The 19,401-nt window shown below is 63.5% G+C and carries 17 protein-coding genes; 10 read left to right on the top strand and 7 right to left on the bottom strand.

What is annotated here, in order from left to right:
- The first annotated feature begins 88 nt into the window (after positions 1-88).
- A complete protein-coding gene (locus BN2694_RS16580) occupies positions 89-952 on the top strand; it encodes an aldo/keto reductase (RefSeq protein ID WP_135667648.1) in 864 nt (287 codons plus the stop codon).
- A gap of 22 nt (positions 953-974) precedes the next feature.
- On the opposite strand, the gene BN2694_RS16585 is transcribed toward BN2694_RS16580, so the two are convergent.
- Positions 975-1,472 (bottom strand): hypothetical protein, encoded by a 498-nt coding sequence (locus tag BN2694_RS16585; RefSeq protein WP_135667650.1) that lies wholly within the window; start codon positions 1,470-1,472, stop codon positions 975-977.
- A 271-nt stretch (positions 1,473-1,743) separates the two neighbouring features.
- Positions 1,744-2,883, bottom strand: a complete 1,140-nt coding sequence (gene citZ / locus BN2694_RS16590; protein WP_135667652.1) for a citrate synthase — start codon at positions 2,881-2,883, stop codon at positions 1,744-1,746.
- Between the two features lie 214 nt (positions 2,884-3,097).
- On the opposite strand from citZ, the gene BN2694_RS16595 reads away from it, so the two are divergent.
- Entirely contained in the window at positions 3,098-4,312 is a 1,215-nt protein-coding gene (locus tag BN2694_RS16595; protein ID WP_135667654.1) for a potassium channel family protein, read from the top strand.
- Between the two features lie 34 nt (positions 4,313-4,346).
- On the opposite strand, the gene BN2694_RS16600 is transcribed toward BN2694_RS16595, so the two are convergent.
- Entirely contained in the window at positions 4,347-4,613 is a 267-nt protein-coding gene (locus tag BN2694_RS16600; protein WP_135667656.1) for a DUF7536 family protein, read from the bottom strand.
- 100 nt (positions 4,614-4,713) lie between these two features.
- On the opposite strand from BN2694_RS16600, the gene BN2694_RS16605 reads away from it, so the two are divergent.
- Complete coding sequence (locus BN2694_RS16605) at positions 4,714-5,670, top strand: succinylglutamate desuccinylase/aspartoacylase family protein (RefSeq protein ID WP_135667658.1); 957 nt, start codon at positions 4,714-4,716, stop codon at positions 5,668-5,670.
- An 88-nt stretch (positions 5,671-5,758) separates the two neighbouring features.
- On the opposite strand, the gene BN2694_RS16610 is transcribed toward BN2694_RS16605, so the two are convergent.
- Both BN2694_RS16610 and BN2694_RS16615 read right to left on the bottom strand, forming a co-directional pair.
- Positions 5,759-7,546, bottom strand: a complete 1,788-nt coding sequence (locus tag BN2694_RS16610) for a PDC sensor domain-containing protein (RefSeq protein ID WP_135667660.1) — start codon at positions 7,544-7,546, stop codon at positions 5,759-5,761.
- Positions 7,543-8,802 carry an ABC transporter substrate-binding protein gene (locus BN2694_RS16615; RefSeq protein WP_135667662.1) on the bottom strand — a complete coding sequence of 420 codons (1,260 nt, stop codon included), beginning with the start codon at positions 8,800-8,802 and terminating at the stop codon, positions 7,543-7,545. The genes BN2694_RS16610 and BN2694_RS16615 overlap by 4 nt, the downstream gene beginning before the upstream one ends.
- Before the next feature lie 384 nt (positions 8,803-9,186).
- On the opposite strand from BN2694_RS16615, the gene BN2694_RS16620 reads away from it, so the two are divergent.
- The 3 genes from BN2694_RS16620 to BN2694_RS16630 all read left to right on the top strand — a co-directional run bounded on the left by BN2694_RS16620 (position 9,187) and on the right by BN2694_RS16630 (position 12,887).
- A complete protein-coding gene (locus BN2694_RS16620) occupies positions 9,187-10,290 on the top strand; it encodes a DoxX family protein (protein ID WP_167880076.1) in 1,104 nt (367 codons plus the stop codon).
- 44 nt (positions 10,291-10,334) lie between these two features.
- Entirely contained in the window at positions 10,335-11,405 is a 1,071-nt protein-coding gene (locus BN2694_RS16625; protein WP_135667666.1) for a threonine synthase, read from the top strand.
- A gap of 90 nt (positions 11,406-11,495) precedes the next feature.
- On the top strand, positions 11,496-12,887 hold the full coding sequence (locus tag BN2694_RS16630; RefSeq protein ID WP_135667668.1) for a signal recognition particle protein Srp54: 1,392 nt from the start codon (positions 11,496-11,498) through the stop codon (positions 12,885-12,887).
- A gap of 89 nt (positions 12,888-12,976) precedes the next feature.
- Here the strand turns inward: BN2694_RS16630 and BN2694_RS17300 are convergent, their stop codons facing one another.
- On the bottom strand, positions 12,977-13,132 hold the full coding sequence (locus BN2694_RS17300) for a hypothetical protein (protein ID WP_167880077.1): 156 nt from the start codon (positions 13,130-13,132) through the stop codon (positions 12,977-12,979).
- Between the two features lie 27 nt (positions 13,133-13,159).
- Entirely contained in the window at positions 13,160-14,368 is a 1,209-nt protein-coding gene (locus tag BN2694_RS16635) for an AGE family epimerase/isomerase (protein WP_135667671.1), read from the bottom strand.
- Between the two features lie 177 nt (positions 14,369-14,545).
- On the opposite strand from BN2694_RS16635, the gene BN2694_RS16640 reads away from it, so the two are divergent.
- From BN2694_RS16640 to ribB, 4 genes are all read left to right on the top strand, one after another.
- Complete coding sequence (locus BN2694_RS16640) at positions 14,546-16,861, top strand: DEAD/DEAH box helicase (RefSeq protein WP_135667673.1); 2,316 nt, start codon at positions 14,546-14,548, stop codon at positions 16,859-16,861.
- Between the two features lie 49 nt (positions 16,862-16,910).
- Positions 16,911-17,075, top strand: coding sequence for a hypothetical protein (locus tag BN2694_RS17305; protein ID WP_167880078.1), 165 nt, complete (start codon positions 16,911-16,913; stop codon positions 17,073-17,075).
- A gap of 419 nt (positions 17,076-17,494) precedes the next feature.
- Positions 17,495-18,148 (top strand): riboflavin synthase, encoded by a 654-nt coding sequence (locus BN2694_RS16645; protein ID WP_135667674.1) that lies wholly within the window; start codon positions 17,495-17,497, stop codon positions 18,146-18,148.
- Complete coding sequence (gene ribB, locus BN2694_RS16650) at positions 18,145-19,383, top strand: 3,4-dihydroxy-2-butanone-4-phosphate synthase (RefSeq protein WP_135667676.1); 1,239 nt, start codon at positions 18,145-18,147, stop codon at positions 19,381-19,383. Before BN2694_RS16645 ends, ribB begins: the two co-directional genes overlap by 4 nt.
- Positions 19,384-19,401 lie beyond the last annotated feature (18 nt).

Consider the following 19,401-nt stretch of genomic DNA (forward strand, 5'->3'; position numbering starts at 1 on the left):
GGTAACTTTGCGGGACGACGGCGAACCCTGCCACTGCCGGAACCGACCCCCCACACCTTTGAGACAGGCGCCCCTCCCTATTGTACGTATGACGAGCGACCTGACGAACGAAAGCAGTACCTTCGATATCGGCGGCGAGAAGACCGTCCACCGACTCGGGTTCGGCGCAATGCGGCTTACCGGCGAGGACATCATCGGCCCGCCCGCCGACGAAGACGCGGCCACAGACGTGATCCGCCGCGCGGTCGAGCTCGGTGTGGACTTCATCGACACTGCTGACTCCTACGGGCCGGGCGTCAGCGAGCGATTGCTCGGCAAAGCTCTCACCGAGGACGACGATGTCCTCGTCGCCTCGAAGGCCGGCCTGCTGCGCCACCGCGACGGCGAGTGGACGCCACACGGCGATCCCGAGTACCTCCACAACCAGGTGCTGGCCAGCCTCGATCGACTGCGGACCGATCAGATCGACCTTTATCAGTTCCACCGTCCGGACCCCGATACTGACTTCGAGGAGTCGGTCCAGGCGTTCGCCGAGATGAAAGACGCCGGCCAGATCGAACTCCTCGGCCTCTCGAATGTCACCGTCGAGCAACTCGAAACGGCGATGGACATCGTCGACATTGCGACGGTCCAGAACCGCTACAACGTCGGCAACCGCGACGATGAGGCAGTTCTGGAAGCTTGCGAAGCACACCATGTCGGCTTCATCCCCTGGGGGCCGATGTACACCGTCGACGACGAGGGCGTGGCGGGCGTGCTCGACGACGTCGCCGCGAATCACGACGCGACCCGGCGACAGATCGCACTGGCGTGGCTGCTGGATCACTCCGACGTGACGCTGCCGATCCCTGGCACGTCGAGCGTCGAGCACCTCGAATCGAACGTCGCCGCCACGCAGATCGAGTTGACCGACGAGGATCGGGCTGCGCTGGACGCGATCGATCCCCAGTAGCCGGACGGCGACGGGCGCCGGCCTAGTTGACTAAACTGGCGTATTCGAGTCCGCTGGCGTCGTTGATCCTGATCTGGCTCTCGAGATAGCCCGGATACAGCGTCACGTTCTCGTCGATCGACTTGCCGTCCATCGTCGCCTGTATTCGGTAGGTAGTGTCCGGTCCCCGGAGTGTCGTGATCGTCCGCTCTGCTTCGGCGTTGACCGTGACCGTCTCGTTGAAGAGGACGGCCGATTCGTTCGTGATCGAAACGTGGAGTGTGTGACGCTTGTCGTCGATACTGCTGATGACGACCGGGACGTCGTCTCCATCCGGAACCGTCGTGGGATCGCTCGTCGTCGTAGGCGTCGGCGATGGGGTCTCGGTCGGGGTCGTCGCCGTCGGGCTTGCCGCAGTCGCCGTCGGTGTCGCGGTTTCAGTAACGGTCGGCGTCCGTGTTTCGGCGGGTGCAGGGGTCGCCGTACAGCCCGCCACCGCGACGATGGCGACGACCAGGAGGATGGGGATCGGACGGCTCATATGGCGAGCACTGCTCGTCGAGATGGCATACGTTTTGGGCTGACAGGACGGTTTTCACACCGGCATCGAGACCGACCCGAAACCTACGGGGTAGATGACGACCACTATCACCGAAGCGCCGATCACGAACTCCCTGGCGACCGATTCAGAGGAGGTGCGTCTTCGACCGGATGCCGTCCGTGGACGTGCATGCGACAGGCCTGGGAGGACCCTCTTCGTCGCGGTGGTTCGGCACGCTCTCTCGCCGAGTCTGGCACCGCCCGGCGACCCATCAACGCCGGTCGATCCGGACGAACTCCCGATCGTCGGGACCGACGTAGCGAGCACGGGGACGGATGAGGCGGTTGTCGTCCTGGTATTCGAGCACGTGGGCGACCCAGCCGCCGACGCGACTCATCGCGAAGATGGGCGTATAGAGGTCGATCGGGATCCCCATCTGGTAGTACATCGACGCCGAATAGAAGTCGACGTTCGGGGCGATGCCAGTCTCCTTTTTCATGAACTCCTCGATGGCGCGGCTGTAGGAGTACCACTTGAACTCGTCGGCAGCCTTGCCAAGCGCCTTGGACTTCGCGCCGAGGATCTTCGCGCGTGGGTCCTTGACGTTGTAGACGCGGTGGCCGAACCCGGGAATGCGCTCACCGGACTCGAGGGCGTCTCGAGCCCACTCGACGGCGGTGAGATCGCTCTCGTCGATCTCCAGCAAGGTGCGCATTACGTTCTGGTTCGCGCCGCCGTGGAGATCCCCTTTCAGCGCGCCGATGGCGCTGGTGACCGAACTGTGCAGATCAGACAGCGTCGAAGCCGTGACCATTGCCGCGAACGTCGAGGCGTTGATACCGTGGTCGGCGTGAACGACTAGGGCCATGTCGAAGACGTCCGCGAGGGTCTCTTCGGGAACCTCGCCGTTGAGCATGTACAGGAAGTTCTCGGCGTGGGCGAGGTCGGAGCGCGGCTCGATCGGTTCCTCGCCGTCCCGGATGCGCTTGTAGGCAGCGACGATCGTCGGCATCTTCGCCGTCACTCGCCGCCCTTTCCGCCGGACTATCTCGCCGTCGCCGGCCTCTCCCGTCGAATCGTCTGGGTCGTAGGCCGACAGCATCGAGACGGCAGTCCGGAGTGCGGCCATCGGGTTCTCTTCGGCCGCGGCCAGTTCCCGGACGGTCGAGAGTACCGCGTCGGTGAGTTCGCGTTCGCTTGCCATCCGCTCGCTGAAGGTCTCGAGTTCCGCCGTCGTCGGGAGGTGCCCCTCCCAGAGGAGATACAGCACTTCCTCGAAACTGGCGTTCCTGGCGAGGTCCTCGATCGCGTACCCCCGGTAGACGAGCCGCCCCGCGTCGCCGTCGATGTCGCTCAACGACGACTCGCCGACGAGTACACCTTCCAGTCCCTTCTGGAGCTGCTCAGACATACCGTAAACTCCAGTCCGTCGGGGAAAAATATTATCGTTCCCGGCGTCTCTGCCGCGGTCGTTCTCTTCAAGCGGTCTTCGTTAGCCGTTTTAGGCCGATAGACGGCCACGGTTGACCATCCGTCCAGTCCGGGTCGTCTCACAGTCATGGCATAAACGACCCGTGTCAACTGCCGGGCAACGCTTTTGACCCGCGGCGATGAAGCCGGAACCGATGGTCGCAGGCGAGGACGTCAGCTACGAGCCGGTCAGCGTCAAAGACGTGCTGGCCGAGATGAAAGACACCGCCGAGTTGTTGATCGACTTGTCGTACTCGGCGGTGCTGTTGAGCAGCGACGAGATCGCAGAGGAGGTCCTCGTTCTGGAGGAACGCATGGACGTTCTCCATCTCCAGGCCCGTATGAGCCTGCTGATGGCCGCCCGCAATCCGGAGGACGCCGAGGCGCTGGCGCCGGTCCTGGGGATGGTCGGGGCGGCGGAGAAGATCTCCGACGCGGCAGGCGACATCGCCAAGGTCGTCCTCGAGGACATCGGCCTTCCATCCGCGATGCGAGCGACGCTCCCGGAGGCCATCGAGACCCTCGTCAGGACCACCGTCGGGCCGGACTCGGCGTACGCCGGGGAGACGCTCGGCGACCTCAACCTCGAGACCGCGACGGGAGTTCGAATCATTGCGATCCGGCGGGCTGGCGAGTGGCTTCTCAACCCGACGGCCGGGACGACGCTACGGACGGACGACGTGCTCCTGGCACGTGGTCCAGAGGACGGTATCGCGGCGGTCTTCGCGGCGACGACGGGCAAGGAGTACGAGCCACCGTCGCCGCCCGAAAGCGGTATCGAGGACCTAGAGCGCGCGGTCGATTCGATCGTCCTGATGAAGAATATGAGCGAACTCGCTGTCGATCTCGCCTACGGCGCCGTACTGTTCGACAGCGAGGCCGTCGCCGAGGAGGTCCTGGAACTGGAGGCCGAAGTCGACGCGCTGCAGTCGCGTTTCGAGGCCTGGACGCTCCGGGCGGCCGGGCGGGTCGAGGAGCCGGTGCAGTTGCGCGGGCTGGTCCACCTGGCGCGCTCGACGGAGGTTATCTCCGACGCTGCTCTCGAGATCAGCGAAGGCGTCCTCCGCGGGCTCGGCACTCACCCTGTGGTCGCGGCCGCGGTCGAGGAAAGCGACGAGGTGATCGTCCGTGAGCGCGTCGCTGCGGGGAGTCCCCTCGCCGGATCGACGCTGGGCGATCTCGAGGTGAAGACCGAGACGGGGATGCGCGTCATCGCAGTCCGGCGACCGAGCGATCAGCCGACCGGCAAGCATCGGACGGACTGGGAACTTTCGCCCGGTCCCGAGACCGGGATCGAGGCCGGCGACGTACTGATCGCCAAGGGAACTCGTAGCGGGGCCGAACGACTGGCCGCGATGGCTGGTGAGTGACGTCGCCCCGACTTCTCACGGGCCGTCCGTTGAATTACGACTCGGCTGGTTGCTCCTCGCGGGCGAGTTTGTACGCCTCGGCCCCGACCAGAATCGTCGCCACGACGGCCGACGTGGTCAGCGCGAGGACGACTGTCAGCGAGAGGTACAGTACCTGCGTCCCGAGCGGGCCGCTCCCCGCGACGAACAGCAGGTACGTTGCCACGGCGACGACGATCCCGACCGCGATCCCCCGACGGAGATGCCCCCGGACATCGAGGGCGTCGAGCAACCGGGCTTTACCGTCTGATTGTCCGGACACGGCATTCAGTTGATGGGCCCGGGTCAAGAACGTCCCGGCCTTCCGGCAACGCTCGGAGACATCGAACCGCTCAAGGTGATGGCCCTATCCACCATCCACAATGACGAGTCTGGGCACGGCCAGTGCCGATCCCGGCGAGATCGACACCGGACGGCTACAGGTCGGCGAGACGCGCGACGGGAGCCCGGTCGGCCTGCCGGTCGCGGTCGTCAACGGGCGCGACGACGGTGACACACTTTATCTCCAGGCGGCCAGCGACGGCGACGAACTCAACGGCGTTGGCGTCCTCAACCGCCTCGTCCCCGAACTCGATCCCCAGCAGCTCCGAGGGACGATCCTGCTCGTCGGGATCGTCAACTACCACGGGTTCCAGGTGGCCGAACACCGCAACCCGCTGGACGATACGAAGCTCAACCGGGCTTTTCCGGGCGAGGAAACCGGGACGACCAGCGAACGCATCGCCGCGGCGACCTTCGAGGCGGCCACCCGGGCGGACCTCATTTTGGATCTCCACCAAGGGTCGACCAGTCGGATGATCGACGAGACGCGCGTCCGATGTGGGTCGCGCCACCGCCTGCACGACGACTGCCTCGAACTCGCGAAGGCCTTCGGCTGCGGGTACGTCCTCGACCAGAAAGGACCAGACGGCCAGCTGGCGCGGGCGGCCCCCGACGAGGGCATCCCGACGATCGACCCCGAACTCGGCGGGGCAGTTGGCTGGGACGAATCCTCGATTCAGGCCGGACTCGACGGCGTATGGAACGTACTCAAACACTACGACTTCCTCGCCGAGCAGGCGACGATGGCTGCCCAGACACGGGCGGGCGGGTTCGACCAGTACGGCGCGCCGGCTGGCGGGCTGATCAGGTTCGAACCCGACCTCGGCGACCGCGTCGAATCGGGCGAGACGCTGTTTACCGTCACCGACGTGTTCGGCTCGGTCAAAGAGCGGGTCAGTGCCGACTCTTCGGGAATCTTTTGGCGAACGCGTCGACTCCCGCAGGTGGGGACCGGCGAGTACGTCTGCTCTGTCGGAACCGACGTGGATTCGTACTGAGAGCGCCACCGCCAACGAACGACCGCGTTTTGTCACTTTGAAATGAAAAATATCTCTGCGAGCCTACACCGAGAGACAGTTGGCTGAGTTACTCTTCTTCGTTTACTGTTGGCGAACCCGCTCCAGTCGGGAAGTAGAACTCGTGTTTCGATTCAGTTTCGAAACTATCGAGAACGTCCTTGAGCGGTCCGGCATACCGGGTCAAGTCCTGTGCCCGCTGTGATACTTCCGAGAGTTCAGCTGTCTGCTCCTCTGCAGCACCAGCGACGTTTTCGGATTCGGCCATGGTCACTTCGACTGCCTCAGCGAGTTCCTCGACCGTTTCAGTCACGTCTCTGAGCTGGTCGAGCGACGTCTGAACGTCGACATCGGTCTCCCGTGCGATCGGTTCGAGCTGATCGACGATATTCTCGATTGTCGTCGAGAGATCGTCGAGTCGTTCACGCTGCTTGTAGGCATCGTCGGAGATACGTTGGATCGATTCTGCGACCTGCTCTGAGGCACCTCGAAGACTTTCAGCCGAGCTTTCGACACTTTCACCGGCCTGCTCGACTTCCTTGGCGAAGTGCCTGAGCTGGCCGGTCGTGTTCTCCAGTTCCTCGATCATCTCGTTGAAGTCGGTGGCGATCCGGTCCATCGCGTCGTTCTCGCCGTCGGTTTCCATCCGTTGAGTGAGATCGCCGCTTGCACACTCGCCCATGATCTGGCTGTATTCCTCGGCTTTATCCTGGAGGTACTCGTTCATCTCCATCGCTTCTGCCCGGGAAACCTCCGCCTGCTTGCGAGCTTGCTCGGCCTCGGTTATCTGTTCGCGCAACGAGTTACGCATACTGTCAAATCCATCGTATAGGCGACCGATCTCGTCGATGCGGTCTGTCTCCAGCTCGACCTCGAGATCACCAGCTTCCATCTTTGCTGCCCGATCGCGTAGTGTTGTCAGTGGTGCGACAGTCTGACGGCCGAGCACGACTGCGACGATACCCAGCGCTCCAAGGCTCAGCAACACCATTAAGATGACGTTGTGTCCAACGTTGGTCGCCACCCCGTAGGCTTCCTCAGCGGGAACTCTAGAGACAGCGACCCAAGGGGTATTGCTGACTGGAACGTACGCCTGGACGGTCCCGCCGTTGCTTGTCCGGGTCACTCGTCCACCGAGTGCGGCTTCGAGTGCATCGCCACCGCTGTCGATCGATGTGTTGGCCGATTGGAAAACGTCGTTCCCCTCTGCGTCGAGGATGACTGTCGACTGTGAGGTGTTCTCTTGTTGTAACTGTTCGATACGGTACTCCAGTGTCCCGATGACCACGACGACACGGTCGGGCCGATCCGGGACCGGGCTGGCAAAGGCCATGACTTGGTCGTCCAGCGTCGGTGACTCGTAGGCCTGCGGGGATGTCCACACTTCCTCGTCAAGATCGAACCCACTCCGGAACTCTTTGTCGGCCCAGGGTTCTTCGAGACTCTCCAGTGTCGTGTCTCGATAGACCGGGTTCGTACTCGTGACAATCTTCCCAGTAGCGGCATCGATGTAGTGTATCGCCCGGACGTTGACGCCCATCCGGGCCTGTTCTTCGACGAGGTGGCCTTGGACCTCCTGTGTATTGCCTTCCCGTAGGACAGGAGACGCAGACGCTGTGCGGGTCTGGACAGTCAGAGACTCGACCCAGGAGCTGATTTGCTCGGCCTGCATTTCCGCAGTCGTTTCAAGCTGCGCATTGGCGTCTGCCCGAACCGTCCCGTTGATTTCTACGTAACTGACTGCTCCCACCGCAGCAATCACGAGGACAACCGACAGGATGGCGAGGACGAACTTTGCGAGGTACCGGCGTCTGATGAACCCCGGAACGAGCATCGATGGGATCGAAGACAGATTCATGGTTTGATTCGATCGAGTTCCGTAATTCCACTATCAGCACTGTTGTCGTACGCCCAATACTCGAAGGTCGTATCCGTCGGGTCGCCGTTTTCGTCGAACCGCGTTTCGTTAGACGCTCCCCGATATTCGATGGATTGGCCCCGTGCTGCACGGCGGAGGCCGTCGGCAAGTGTATCGGGCGTAATCTCAGTTCCACCCGAACTCGTGACACGTCGAATAGCATGCTGGATCGATTTGGCGTCGTTTTTCCCGGCATATGCGTTTGCGAGCAACAACACTGCCGTCCCATCGTAGGCATACGACTCGAAGACACCCGGCTCGTTGCCGGTCGCCTCCATGTAGAGATTGGCGAAAGTCTCGCTTCCCGGACCGTCGACGAGGGGTGCAAGCCCACGGACCCCATCGAGTGAGCGTTCGACTCGGTCGTGCATCTCGCCGGTCCGTAGGCTGTCAGTACAGAGAATATCTGCGTCGGTTCGAGACAGCACATCGGACAACAGTGACTCGCCCATCTCCGGATACGCAACGAGGACGAGCGCGTCGGGATCACCCTCCGTGGCCTGTTCGATCGCCTCAATGTAGGAATTTGACGTATTTTCGATGGGGACCTGGTCGGTTATCGTGCTGCCGTAATCTCGGCGAAAGGATTGGCTAAACGCCTGACTTAGCTGCCATCCGTAATCGTTATTCACGTAGAGAGTACCCGCAGTGTCGTAATCGAGTCTCCTGGCCACGGTGTCGGCCAGAAGGCTCCCCTGAATCCTATCGGAGATAGCGGTCCGGAAGACGTACCCGAGGTCGTTGAGCGTTGTGAGCGTCGGTGTGGTCGCTCCCGGAGAACAGCAGACGGTTTTGTATGGAATCAACACCTGCTGGGTCGCTTGCAAGACGATATCCGAATCGAGCGGACCAGTAACCATCGGGTACCCCTCTTCGACCAGCGATTTGGCTTTCCGGGCGGCCGTAGTCGGATCACTCTCCGTATCGACAGATCGCTGCTTGAATGTGAGAGCAACTTCGTCTCGAACTTGATCGATCGGTAGCACGGCGGCCTCCCGAACGGATTCCCCGATTGCACTTCGAGGACCACTCAGCGGAAGCATCGTCCCGATTTTGATTGTCCGATCGATTCCGTCGCGTCCGTCACTCCCACCCGAGCTGAACCCAGGAATGGAACCGGCGCAACCGCTCAAAGCGGCTACCCCGCCACCACAGATTCCCGAGAGGAGCTGTCTACGGGTCGGTCTAGCGCCCATATGTTCTGCTGCCTTACACCGGTATATGAGTGTGTCGATGTAGTTTAACTTTCAAATAATTATTAACTTTCACATGTCCCCGGAACTTGAGGCCGCCAAGCGCCGTCAGTTCACATCACAGCGGGGCCGCGAGGACTCTCTGTACGTCGTGATTGCCCACAGATCCGATCGCCAGCTACGGGTTTCACACCGGGTATCCTCGCCGCGATCCTCACGTTCGTCACGGGGCGTGCGATCGGCTGATCGAGCTTGCCGGACTGTATTGTCGCTTTAGTGTCAGAACATCGGGGCGAAAGGTGTCATCGAGTACTCATTGCTCGTTTCGGCCACGACATGTCCTTCCGGGAAGCCAACCGTATTGTTCGTTGCAGCCATATCAGTCCTATGCGAACACCTTCAAAACGCCCGTTTGGGACCTTCCTGCTGGCTGCTCTCGCTTCGGTGATTTTCACTGGGTCGGCAAGCGCTCACGTCAAGTACGTCACTGACGAGGAAAGCACCGGTAGCGTGGCCGAGCTTTTCACTGCTGTGTTCACTGACCCGGCGAGTGTCGCGCTGCTGGGTGCCGGTGCAATCGGTGTGCTCGTACTTGCAGTGGGCTATCTCCGGTTTGCGGGCTCGATCCCGGACTTCGCTGTCGCCAGCCGAACGTTGCAGTCCTATCGGCCGTACCTGCCCTGGATGTTGCGACTGACGGTGGGGCTTCCGCTGGTGGGTGCCGGTTTCGCCGGCTACCTGTTCACGCCGAGTCTCCCGGTCGAGGCACGGCTCCTGCAGGTCGGCATCGGCTTTCTGTTACTGTTCGGGCTGGCGACGCGAGTGGTTGCGACGGTCGGGCTGGTCGTCTATCTCGGTCTCCTGGCCACTGACAGCACACTCTTGCTGGCCAGTGAGTACGTCGCTGGCTTCCTGGGCATCATGATCGTCGGGGCTGGCCAGCCGAGTGCGGACATGCTCCTCCGGCGCCTGGTGGTCACCCAGGGCACACTCGCCAGTCGCGCACGCAGCCTGGCGACGCCGGCCGAACTGTTCTCGAAGGCGGGCATCGACCGATTGCCGGTCGCACCCCTCCTCCGGCTGTTCGTCGGAGTGAACTTCCTGTATCTCGGCGTCACCCAGAAGTGGCTCAACCCGGCAGGCGGGCTGGCTGTCGTCGAGAAGTACAACCTCACGGCAGTGGTCCCAGTGGCGCCGGAACTGTGGGTGTTCGGTGCCGGCCTGGTCGAAGCCGGCGTCGGCGTTGCATTCCTGCTTGGGCTGTTCACCCGTGGGAGTGCTGCGGTTGGCTTTCTTATGTTGACGACGACGCTGTTCGGGCTGCCCGACGATCCGGTACTCGCTCACATCACGCTGTTCGGGCTCCTCTCGGCACTGCTGGTGATCGGGGCCGGTCGGTATTCACTCGACGCGTCACTGCTACCGGCTCTCCGCCGTCGGCTCGATCCGGAGTTCGAGCCCGCCGCAGGCCACGAAACCCCGGCCGACTGACTCACGAGCGATAGATCCGTGAGTCTGGCCGCCGAACCAGGGATATGGAACGCGTCTGTGCTGACTGCGGACGGACGTACCCGGTCGACGGTCCATGGCGGTGTGACTGTGGCCACCCGCTTGACTTGCGAGACCGTCCCACACTGCCCGCAGAACCGCCCGCTCTCGACCGCGAGAACGGCCTCTGGGCCTGTGGGGACTTCCTGCCCGTCGAGCCGCGGGTCACACTTGGCGAGGGGTGGACGCCGCTGATCGAGGGGGCAGTCGACGGCCTCCAGTACAAACTCGAACACCTGTTTCCGACGGGGAGTTTCAAGGACCGCGGGGCGGCGGTCGTCGTCTCTCACGCCCTCGAACGCGGCGCTGATCGAGTCCTCGAAGATTCCTCGGGAAATGCCGGACTGGCGATCGCAACCTACGCCGCCAGGGCCGGTATCGACGCCGAGATATTCGTCCCTGACGATGCCAAGCCGGGCAAGCTCCGGGCGATCGAGCGGACTGGAGCGGATCTGCGGCGAATCGAGGGCACGCGTGAGGATGTGACCGAAGCGTGTATCGACGCGGTCGAAGACAGTGAGGGGTACTACGCCAGTCACGCCTGGGAACCCCTGTTTCTGTCGGGCACGGCGACGTTCGCCTTGGAGGTCGCTGCACAGCGTGGCTGGCAGGCACCCGACGCCGTGGTGACGCCGCTGGGCCACGGGACGCTATTTCTGGGTGCCTACCGCGGGTTCGAGCGTCTCCACCGGGCGGGCTGGATCGACGACGTGCCGCGGTTGTGCGGCGTGCAGGCCAGCGGCGTCGCGCCGATCGCCGCCGCTCGCGGGAACGACCGGGACGCCCTACGAAACGACGTTGCCGATGGCATTCAGATCGCCGATCCAGTACGGCAAACGGGGATTCTGGAAGCCACTGACGCGACCGACGGCGACGCGGTGGCCGTCACGGCGGCGGAAACCGAGCGCGCTCACGATCGATTGCTCGGCGAGGGGCTGGATCTCGATCCGACGAGCGCGACGGCACTCGCGGGACTCGACCGGTTGGTCGAGGGTGGCGTGATCGGCGACGACGCCGACGTGGTCGTTCCCCTGACTGGTCGGAACCGGTCGGCGTGAGACGGGATGAAAGCTGTGTGAGATGGCGAATCGTTCGAGTCAGCCCCCGACGGAAAGCCTTTACCGCCGCCACAGCGTAGCCGCGGTCAAATGGTACTCGACGATCTGGGATCCTCCCTGCGGGGGGCCCTCGACGGCCTCCGGGGGAAATCCCGCATCAGCGAGGAAGACGTCCAGGCGGTCGTCAAGGAGATCCAGCGCTCGCTGCTCCAGGCCGACGCCGACGTCGACCTCGTGATGGAACTGTCGGACAACATCGAGTCCCGGGCCGTAGAGGAGGAACCGCCCTCGGGAACCTCCGCCCGGGACTGGGTGCTACGCATCGTCTACGAGGAACTGGTCGAACTCGTCGGCGATTCGACTGAGATCCCGCTCGAACCCCAGACGATCGTGCTGGCGGGGCTGCAGGGGGCCGGGAAGACCACCACTGCGGCGAAGATCGCCTGGTGGTTTTCGAAGAAGGGTCTACGCCCGGCAGTCATTCAGACCGACACCTGGCGACCCGGTGCCTACGAGCAGGCCGAGCAGATGGCCGAACGCGCCGAAGTCGACTTCTACGGCGACCCGGACAGCGACGACGCGGTCCAGATCGCCCGTGATGGCCTGGAAGCCACCGAAGACGCCGACGTCAGGATCGTCGACACTGCCGGTCGCCACGCCCTCGAAGACGATCTCATCGACGAACTGGAGGAGATCGAGTCGGTCGTCGACCCGGATCGGAATCTGCTGGTACTGGACGCGGCGATCGGCCAAGAAGCCAAAGAACAGGCCCGGCGTTTCGAGGGCGCCGTCGGGATCAATGGCGTCGTGATCACCAAACTCGACGGGACGGCCAAAGGTGGCGGCGCACTGGTGGCCGTCAACGAGACCGACTCGACCATCGCGTTCCTCGGGACGGGCGAGACCGTCAAGGACGTCGAACGCTTCGAGCCATCGGGCTTTATCTCCCGGTTGCTCGGCATGGGCGACCTCCAGCAACTCACCGAACGCGTCGAACGCGCGATGGAGGAGACCCAGGAGGAAGACGACTGGGAACCAGAGGACCTGATGAAGGGGGAGTTCACCCTCAAAGACATGCGCAAGCAGATGGAGGCGATGAACAAGATGGGTCCTCTCGATCAGGTGATGGACATGATCCCCGGGCTGGGCGGCGGCATGATGGATCAGTTGCCCGACGACGCCATGGACGTCACCGAGGAACGAATGCGGGACTTCGAGGTCATCATGGACTCGATGACCGAGAACGAACTCGAGAACCCCCGACAGATCGGTCGCAGCCGGACCGAACGCATCGCCCGTGGCTCGGGCAAGCCCAAAGACCGGATCCGGGAACTCCTCGAGCAACACAAGATGATGGAACGGACCCTCAAACAGTTCCAGGGGATGGGCGACGCCGACATGGAGCGGATGATGAAACAGATGGACCAGGGTGACATGGGTGGCGGCGGCATGGGCGGTATGGGCGGCAACCCCTTCGGGTGACCAGCGCGCCTCGTTTCGGTGCTGCGATCTCCACACCGCAGAGAACCCGACGCTTCCAGTAACGGGCATCGAACTCATAGACGGCATCGTCAAGAGTGGTGGTTCGTGCCGGTCCGTGTCGCCATCTCGGCTCCGGATTTGCAGGCGGATTCTCGGACCAGTCTCTCTACCAGCGACCCGGCGAGTCCCGGACCGTCACCCTCGATTCCTTCGAAGACCGCCGTGGCGGCCTGATCAAAACTCACCTGTCGAGCTTCGCCTCGTGGTGGGACTCACTGAACCCGTTCCGCAGGTCGGTCGTCGAACGATCGGATCGCTTCGAAACAGGCACCGATCGGGTGGTATCCGGGCTCGACCGCGGGACTCTCGTCCGTTTCGCAGGGATCGTTCTCCCGGGTTAGCTTGGTGTAGAAGTTGCCGCCTGGCGCCGTCAGGTGTTGTTGTGCGTACGCCCAGAGACGGTCGTACCACTCGAGATAGGTGTCGTCGTCAGTTCGTTCGTACAGCGCGGCGGCGGCCCCGATCGCCTCGGCGACGGGCCACCCGTACTTGTCCTCGACGATCGGCTCGCCGTCGGGATCGAAAGTGTAGACGAACCCGCCGTACTCGTCGTCCCAGCCGTGTTCGACGGCGATCTCGAACAACTCTGTGGCCCGGTCGAGCGCCCAGTCAGTGTCGGCGTACCGATCGAGGACCGCCAGTAACTTTGCCCACTCGATGTGATGGCCCGGCTGATACCCCCACGGTCGGAAGGTGTCCTCGGGCTGGTCGCGGTTGTACGCCATGTCGTGGTCCCACTCCTCGGTGTAGTGTTCCCACAGCAGGCCGTCGTGTTCGGCCGCCAGCTCCACCGTCAGGGCGTGGGCGATCTCGCGGGCGCGATCCAGAAAGCGATCCTCGTCGGTGGCCTCGTAGGCGGCCAGCATCGCCTCGCAGGTGTGCATGTTCGCGTTCTGGCCGCGGTACGTCTCGGCCGTCTCGAAACCGGGATCGAACTCACTCCGACACAGCCCGTAGTCGGCTTCCCAATAGTGATCCATCAACAGGTCGTAGACGGTTTCGAGGGAGTCTGTAGCTCCCGGAATACCCGCTTCGACGGCGCGAGCGTACGCCAGCAGGACGAAGGCGTGGCCGTAACACACCCGCTTGCTGTCGAGCGGTTCCGTCCCTTCGAGCAGCCAGTCGTAGCCGCCCGTCTCCGGGTCGTGGTGGCCCGCCTGCAGGAAGTCCACCCCCCGAGCCGCGGCCGCCCGGCTCCACTCGGGACCGTCGACCAGATCGCCGACGCAGAAGTTCACGACGTACCGGCTACTCGCGACGAGGTGTTTCGCGTCCGCGTCGTAGATCTCGCCCGTCTGTTCGTCCAGATTAGCGATGTAGCCGCCCGTCCGCTCGTCGAGGCCACGTGGGTAGTAGAACTCGAGGACTGACGTCAGTCGGTCCTGCAGCCAGTCCCGATCATCGAACGACTCGTGAGTCATACTCTAGCATTGTAGTGCCCCGAAAAGTAGGTTTTGATCACCAAACAGCGAGAGGGTCCCGTCCCCCAGGCCGGGGATGAGTCGCGTAATGAGTGTCGCGGTGAGCGATACGGGCTGTCTTCAAGGAGGAGCGTGGCCGAGCACAATCGTTAGGACCACGCACCCACAAGCGATCGCGTGGACGACGTTCTCGCCTGGCTCCGGGATCGGCCCTATTACGAGGGTCAGATCGTCGAACAGCGACGGTTGCCCGGTCGTGAAGCGCTCTACGGCGACCTCGACGTGCCCGATCGCCTCGCGGACACCTTAGAGAGCCAGGGTGTCGAGCGCTTCTACTGCCATCAATCCGAGGCGATCGAGGCCGTCCGTGACGGCGAGAACGTCGTGCTCGCGACCCCGACCGCCAGCGGGAAGAGCCTCGCCTACACCGTCCCGGCCTTCGAGCGGGCGATGGATCACGTTGGGACGACGCTGTATATCGCCCCGCAGGTCGCTCTCATCAACGATCAGGCCGAGACGCTCTCGGATCTCGCCCACGGCCTGGGCTTTGGGTCGCGAGTGACTGTCGATCGCTACACCGGTCGGTTGTCCCAGTCAGAGAAAGAGACCGTCCGTGAGCGCCAGCCGACGGTCCTGCTGACGACGCCGGACATGCTCCACTACGGAATCATGCCCCACGCCCACCGACTCTGGGAGTGGTTCTTCCAGCGTTTGGAGACGATCGTCATCGACGAGGTCCACGCCTACCGCGGCGTCTTCGGCAGCCACGTCTCGCTCGTTCTTCGCCGGCTCAATCGACTCGCCGAGCGATTTGACGCCGACCCGCAGTACGTCTGCTGTTCGGCGACGATCGGCAATCCGGTCGAACACGCCGCGACAGTGACCAACCAGCCGGAATCGTCGTTTCGCCGTCTCAGCGAGGACGACAGCGCGACCGGCCCCCGACAGTGGGTGGTCTGGAACCCACCGGAGAAACGTGGTGGGGGCGGGCAGGGACGCCGACGCTCACATCACGTCGAGACCCAGCGGCTGTTCGTCGATCTGGTGCAACGCGGATTACAAACGGTCGTCTTCACCGATTCCCGGCAGGTAGCTGAACGCTACGCGACCGAGAGTAGTCAGAAGCTCCGTGAACGCGGCGAGGGCACACTCGCGACGCAGATCGGCGCCTACCAGGCCGCACTGACGAGCGATCGACGACGGGAACTGGAAGCGGGCCTGCACGATGGGTCGATCCGGGGGGTCTGGAGCACGAACGCCCTCGAACTCGGGGTGGATGTCGGGGGCCTCGACGCCGTCGTCCTCGATGGATACCCGGGTACGCGCATGGAGACCTTCCAGCGAGCGGGCCGGGCGGGTCGGGGCGAAGACCCCGCGTTGGTCGCGCTGGTGACCGGCGAGGACCAACTCGACCAGTACGTTGCCCGCCACCCGGAAGCGCTGTTCGACCGCGACCCCGAGCAGGCCCTGACGAACCCCGGCAACGATCAGATCCTCCCGGATCACGTCCGGTCAGCCGCCCGGGAGAACTGGCTGTCACCGGGCGACGACCGCCACTTCGGTGGACCCTTCCCGGACGTCGTGAGCGATCTCGAAGCCCGGGGCGATCTCGAACGCCGGACGACCAACGCCGGGACGCGATGGCTCTACGACGGCGGGGGCAGTCCCCAGCACGAGACCAGCCTCCGGAGCGCTGACGACCGCGAGATCCGGCTACGCGAGCGCGGTTCGAACGACGTGATTGCGTCCCTCCCCTTCGGCGACGCGTTGCGTGATGCCCACCCGGGGGCGATCTATCACCACCAGGGAACGAAATACGAGGTCGTGGACCTCGATCTGGCCCACGACGTGGCGACGCTCGACCGTACCTACGCCGACCAGTACACCCGCGTCCGCCACGAGAAGACGATCACCGTCGAGGAAGATCTACGGGAAAAGCCCTTCGACGGTCGGGCGGACGTACCGGTCCGATTTGCGGACGTGACGATGCGCAAGCAGATCACGGGCTTCGAGCGCCACGATGCCCGCTCGGGCGAGGCGATCAGTCGGGAGTCACTCGACGTCCCCGAGACGAGCCTGCGGACCCGGGCACTGTACTATGCACTCGATCCCGACCTGGAGACCCAGCTCCGCGAAGCCGGGGATTTCCCCGGCGGGATCCACGCCGCCGAGCACGCCATGATCGCCACGATGCCTCTCTCGTTTCTGTGTGACCGACGCGACATCGGCGGGCTCTCGACACCTCATCATCCCCACACCGACCGGAGTACGATCTTCATCTACGACGGCTATCCCGGTGGGGTCGGGATCGCGAAGGCCGGCTACGAGTCCATCGACGACCTGGCGGCGACGACCCACGAACTGGTTGCCGACTGTGACTGCGACGGCGGCTGTCCGGCCTGCGTCCAGTCACCGCACTGTGGGAACGCCAACGATCCGCTGGAGAAGGGTCTCTCGATCCAGTTGCTCGAAGCGTTGCTCGTGGGCGAGTGATGGTTCTTTCAAGCGTGGTTCCAAGTGTCTGGGTCACATACCGCACTGTATGTCCATCGGGAATAGCTCGAAGAATCTCGAATGTCGCTGCACGCGGTGTCAGTACAACAACAACGGCAGTTGCGGCTATCAGGGCCGCGTCCTGATCGACCAGAACGGCGAATGTGCGGTCATGGAGGAGGGTTTCGGCGGCGATCGCGGGCCGTTCGGGTGAGCATTCCACTCGGGGCACCAGCCCCAGAGCCTATCGTGTGATCTACGGAGCGGGACTCTCAGCGTGGAGATAATTCGGAAGTGCGAGGACAACGCGTGGCCTTCAACGCGGGAAGGGCCTCAGCAGTATCGACCGCCGCTGGTGACCGAACGAGTCCATCACGGCGAACTCGACCGCTGAGGCTAATCCGCCCCGTTCCGTCGCTGACGATACACGTCCACTGACATCTCCAGCTCTCGCCGTGGTGGTAGCATTCACAACTGAGATCGATTCCAATTATTTTATACCTTTGTGCGACGAAGGATCGTCCGAATGGAGCGAAGAGACGGAAACCAACCGGTGCCGACGGTCGACTGTTCGACCGGTCGGGGAGACGGGCGGCCCGACCTGGCGGGTTCTCGGACAGGGAGGGCAGACAGATGTTTACGGGAATAGTCCAAGACGTCGGGACAGTCAAGGCGGTCGATCGGCGGGCGAACGCGCTCGTGTTGACGATCCACAGCGACGAGTTGACGGGCCTCGAACCGGGCGACAGCGTGGCGGTCGGCGGCCCCTGTCTGACGGTCGTCGAGACCGACCGGACGGCAGAGACGTTCACCGTCGAGGTCACCCCCGAGACCTATCGGCGGACGACGCTGCGGGAACTCGGGCCGGACAGTCCGGTCAACCTGGAGTCCGCTCTGCAGTTGAACGGAGACCTTGGCGGGCATCTCGTGACCGGCCACGTCGACGGGACGGGCGTCGTCACGGACCGCAGGCGCGAGGAGAAAGCACGGATCTACTCGATCCGTCCGCCCGAGGAACTCCTCCCGTATCTGGCGCCGAAAGGGTCGATCGCCGTCGATGGTGTGAGCCTGACGGTCGTCGATGTCGACCGGACCTTCAGCGTCTCGATCACCGACTTCACCGAGGATGAGACGACGCTCCGGCAGACAGGGGTCGGCGACGAGGTCAACCTCGAAGTGGACGTGATCGCCAGGTACGTCGAGCGGTTGGCGAGCAGTGGTGTCGGAACCGACGACGAGGGTATTGACATGATGGCGAAGCTAGGGGCCATGGAGGGATCGCGATGAGTATCGTCGAGTCCGACCGCGATCGCTCGCGGTTCGACGACGTCGAAGACGCTATCGCGGCCCTCGAGGCCGGCGAAATGGTCTTGCTCGTCGACGAAGAGGGCCGAGAGAACGAGGGTGACCTCTGTGTCCCGGCCGAGGCAGTCACGGCCGAACAGCTCAACTTCATGCTCACGGAGGGCCGCGGGCTGGTGTGTGCGCCCATGGCCCCCGAACTGACCGACACGCTCGGTCTCGAACAGATGGTCCCGCCTGCCGAGAACACCGAGGAAATGAGCACGCGCTTTACTGTCTCGGTCGATGCCGTCTCGACCGGCACGGGCATCTCCGCGTACGACCGCGCGGAGACGATCCGGAAACTGGCAGCTCCCGACGCGGCGCCAACGGACTTCGAGAAACCCGGCCACGTCTTCCCACTGGAGGCCAGGCCTGACGGCGTCCTCGATCGGGAGGGCCACACGGAGGCCGCAGTCGACCTGGCGCGGATCGCCGGCTATCGGCCTGCGGGTGCCATCTGTGAGATCGTCGACGACGACGGCACGATGGCCCGAGAAGATCGCCTGCTGGAATTCGCCGACGAACACGACATGCCGATCGTGACCGTCGCCGACGTGCTGGAATACCGCTACCTGACCGAGACGCTCGTCTCCCGTGAGGTCGATACCCGTCTCCCGACGGAGTTCGGCGAGTTCGACCTCTATGGATACGACTACATGGGCGAGACCCACGTCGCCCTGGTCAACCTCGACGACGTGGATCTCGAAACGGACCGCCCCCTCGTGCGCATTCACTCGAAGTGTCTGACCGGCGATGCCTTGCACTCGCTGAAGTGTGACTGTGGCTTCCAACTGGAAGAAACCATGGCCCGAATCAGCGAGGACGGCGGCGTCTTGCTGTACCTCGATCAGGAGGGACGCGGGATCGGTCTGCTGAACAAACTGAAAGCCTACCAGCTTCAAGAGGAGGGCTACGACACCGTCGAGGCCAACCGCGAACTCGGATTCGAACCCGACGAGCGACGCTTCGACGCTGCCGCCCAGATGCTTCGGGACATCGGCCTCGACCGCGTCCGGCTGTTGACGAACAACCCCCGGAAGGTCGATGCCCTGCAACGGTTCGATTTCGACGTCGAGACCGACTCCCTGGAGATCGAACCCAACCCGGAGAACGAATCGTACCTCGAAACGAAAGCCGAGAAACTCGGCCACCAACTCGACGTGTTCAACACCGACTAACGCGACGGAGACTCCACT

Origin of the sequence: Halorhabdus rudnickae (assembly GCF_900880625.1) — an archaeon.
Lineage (GTDB): Archaea > Halobacteriota > Halobacteria > Halobacteriales > Haloarculaceae > Halorhabdus > Halorhabdus rudnickae.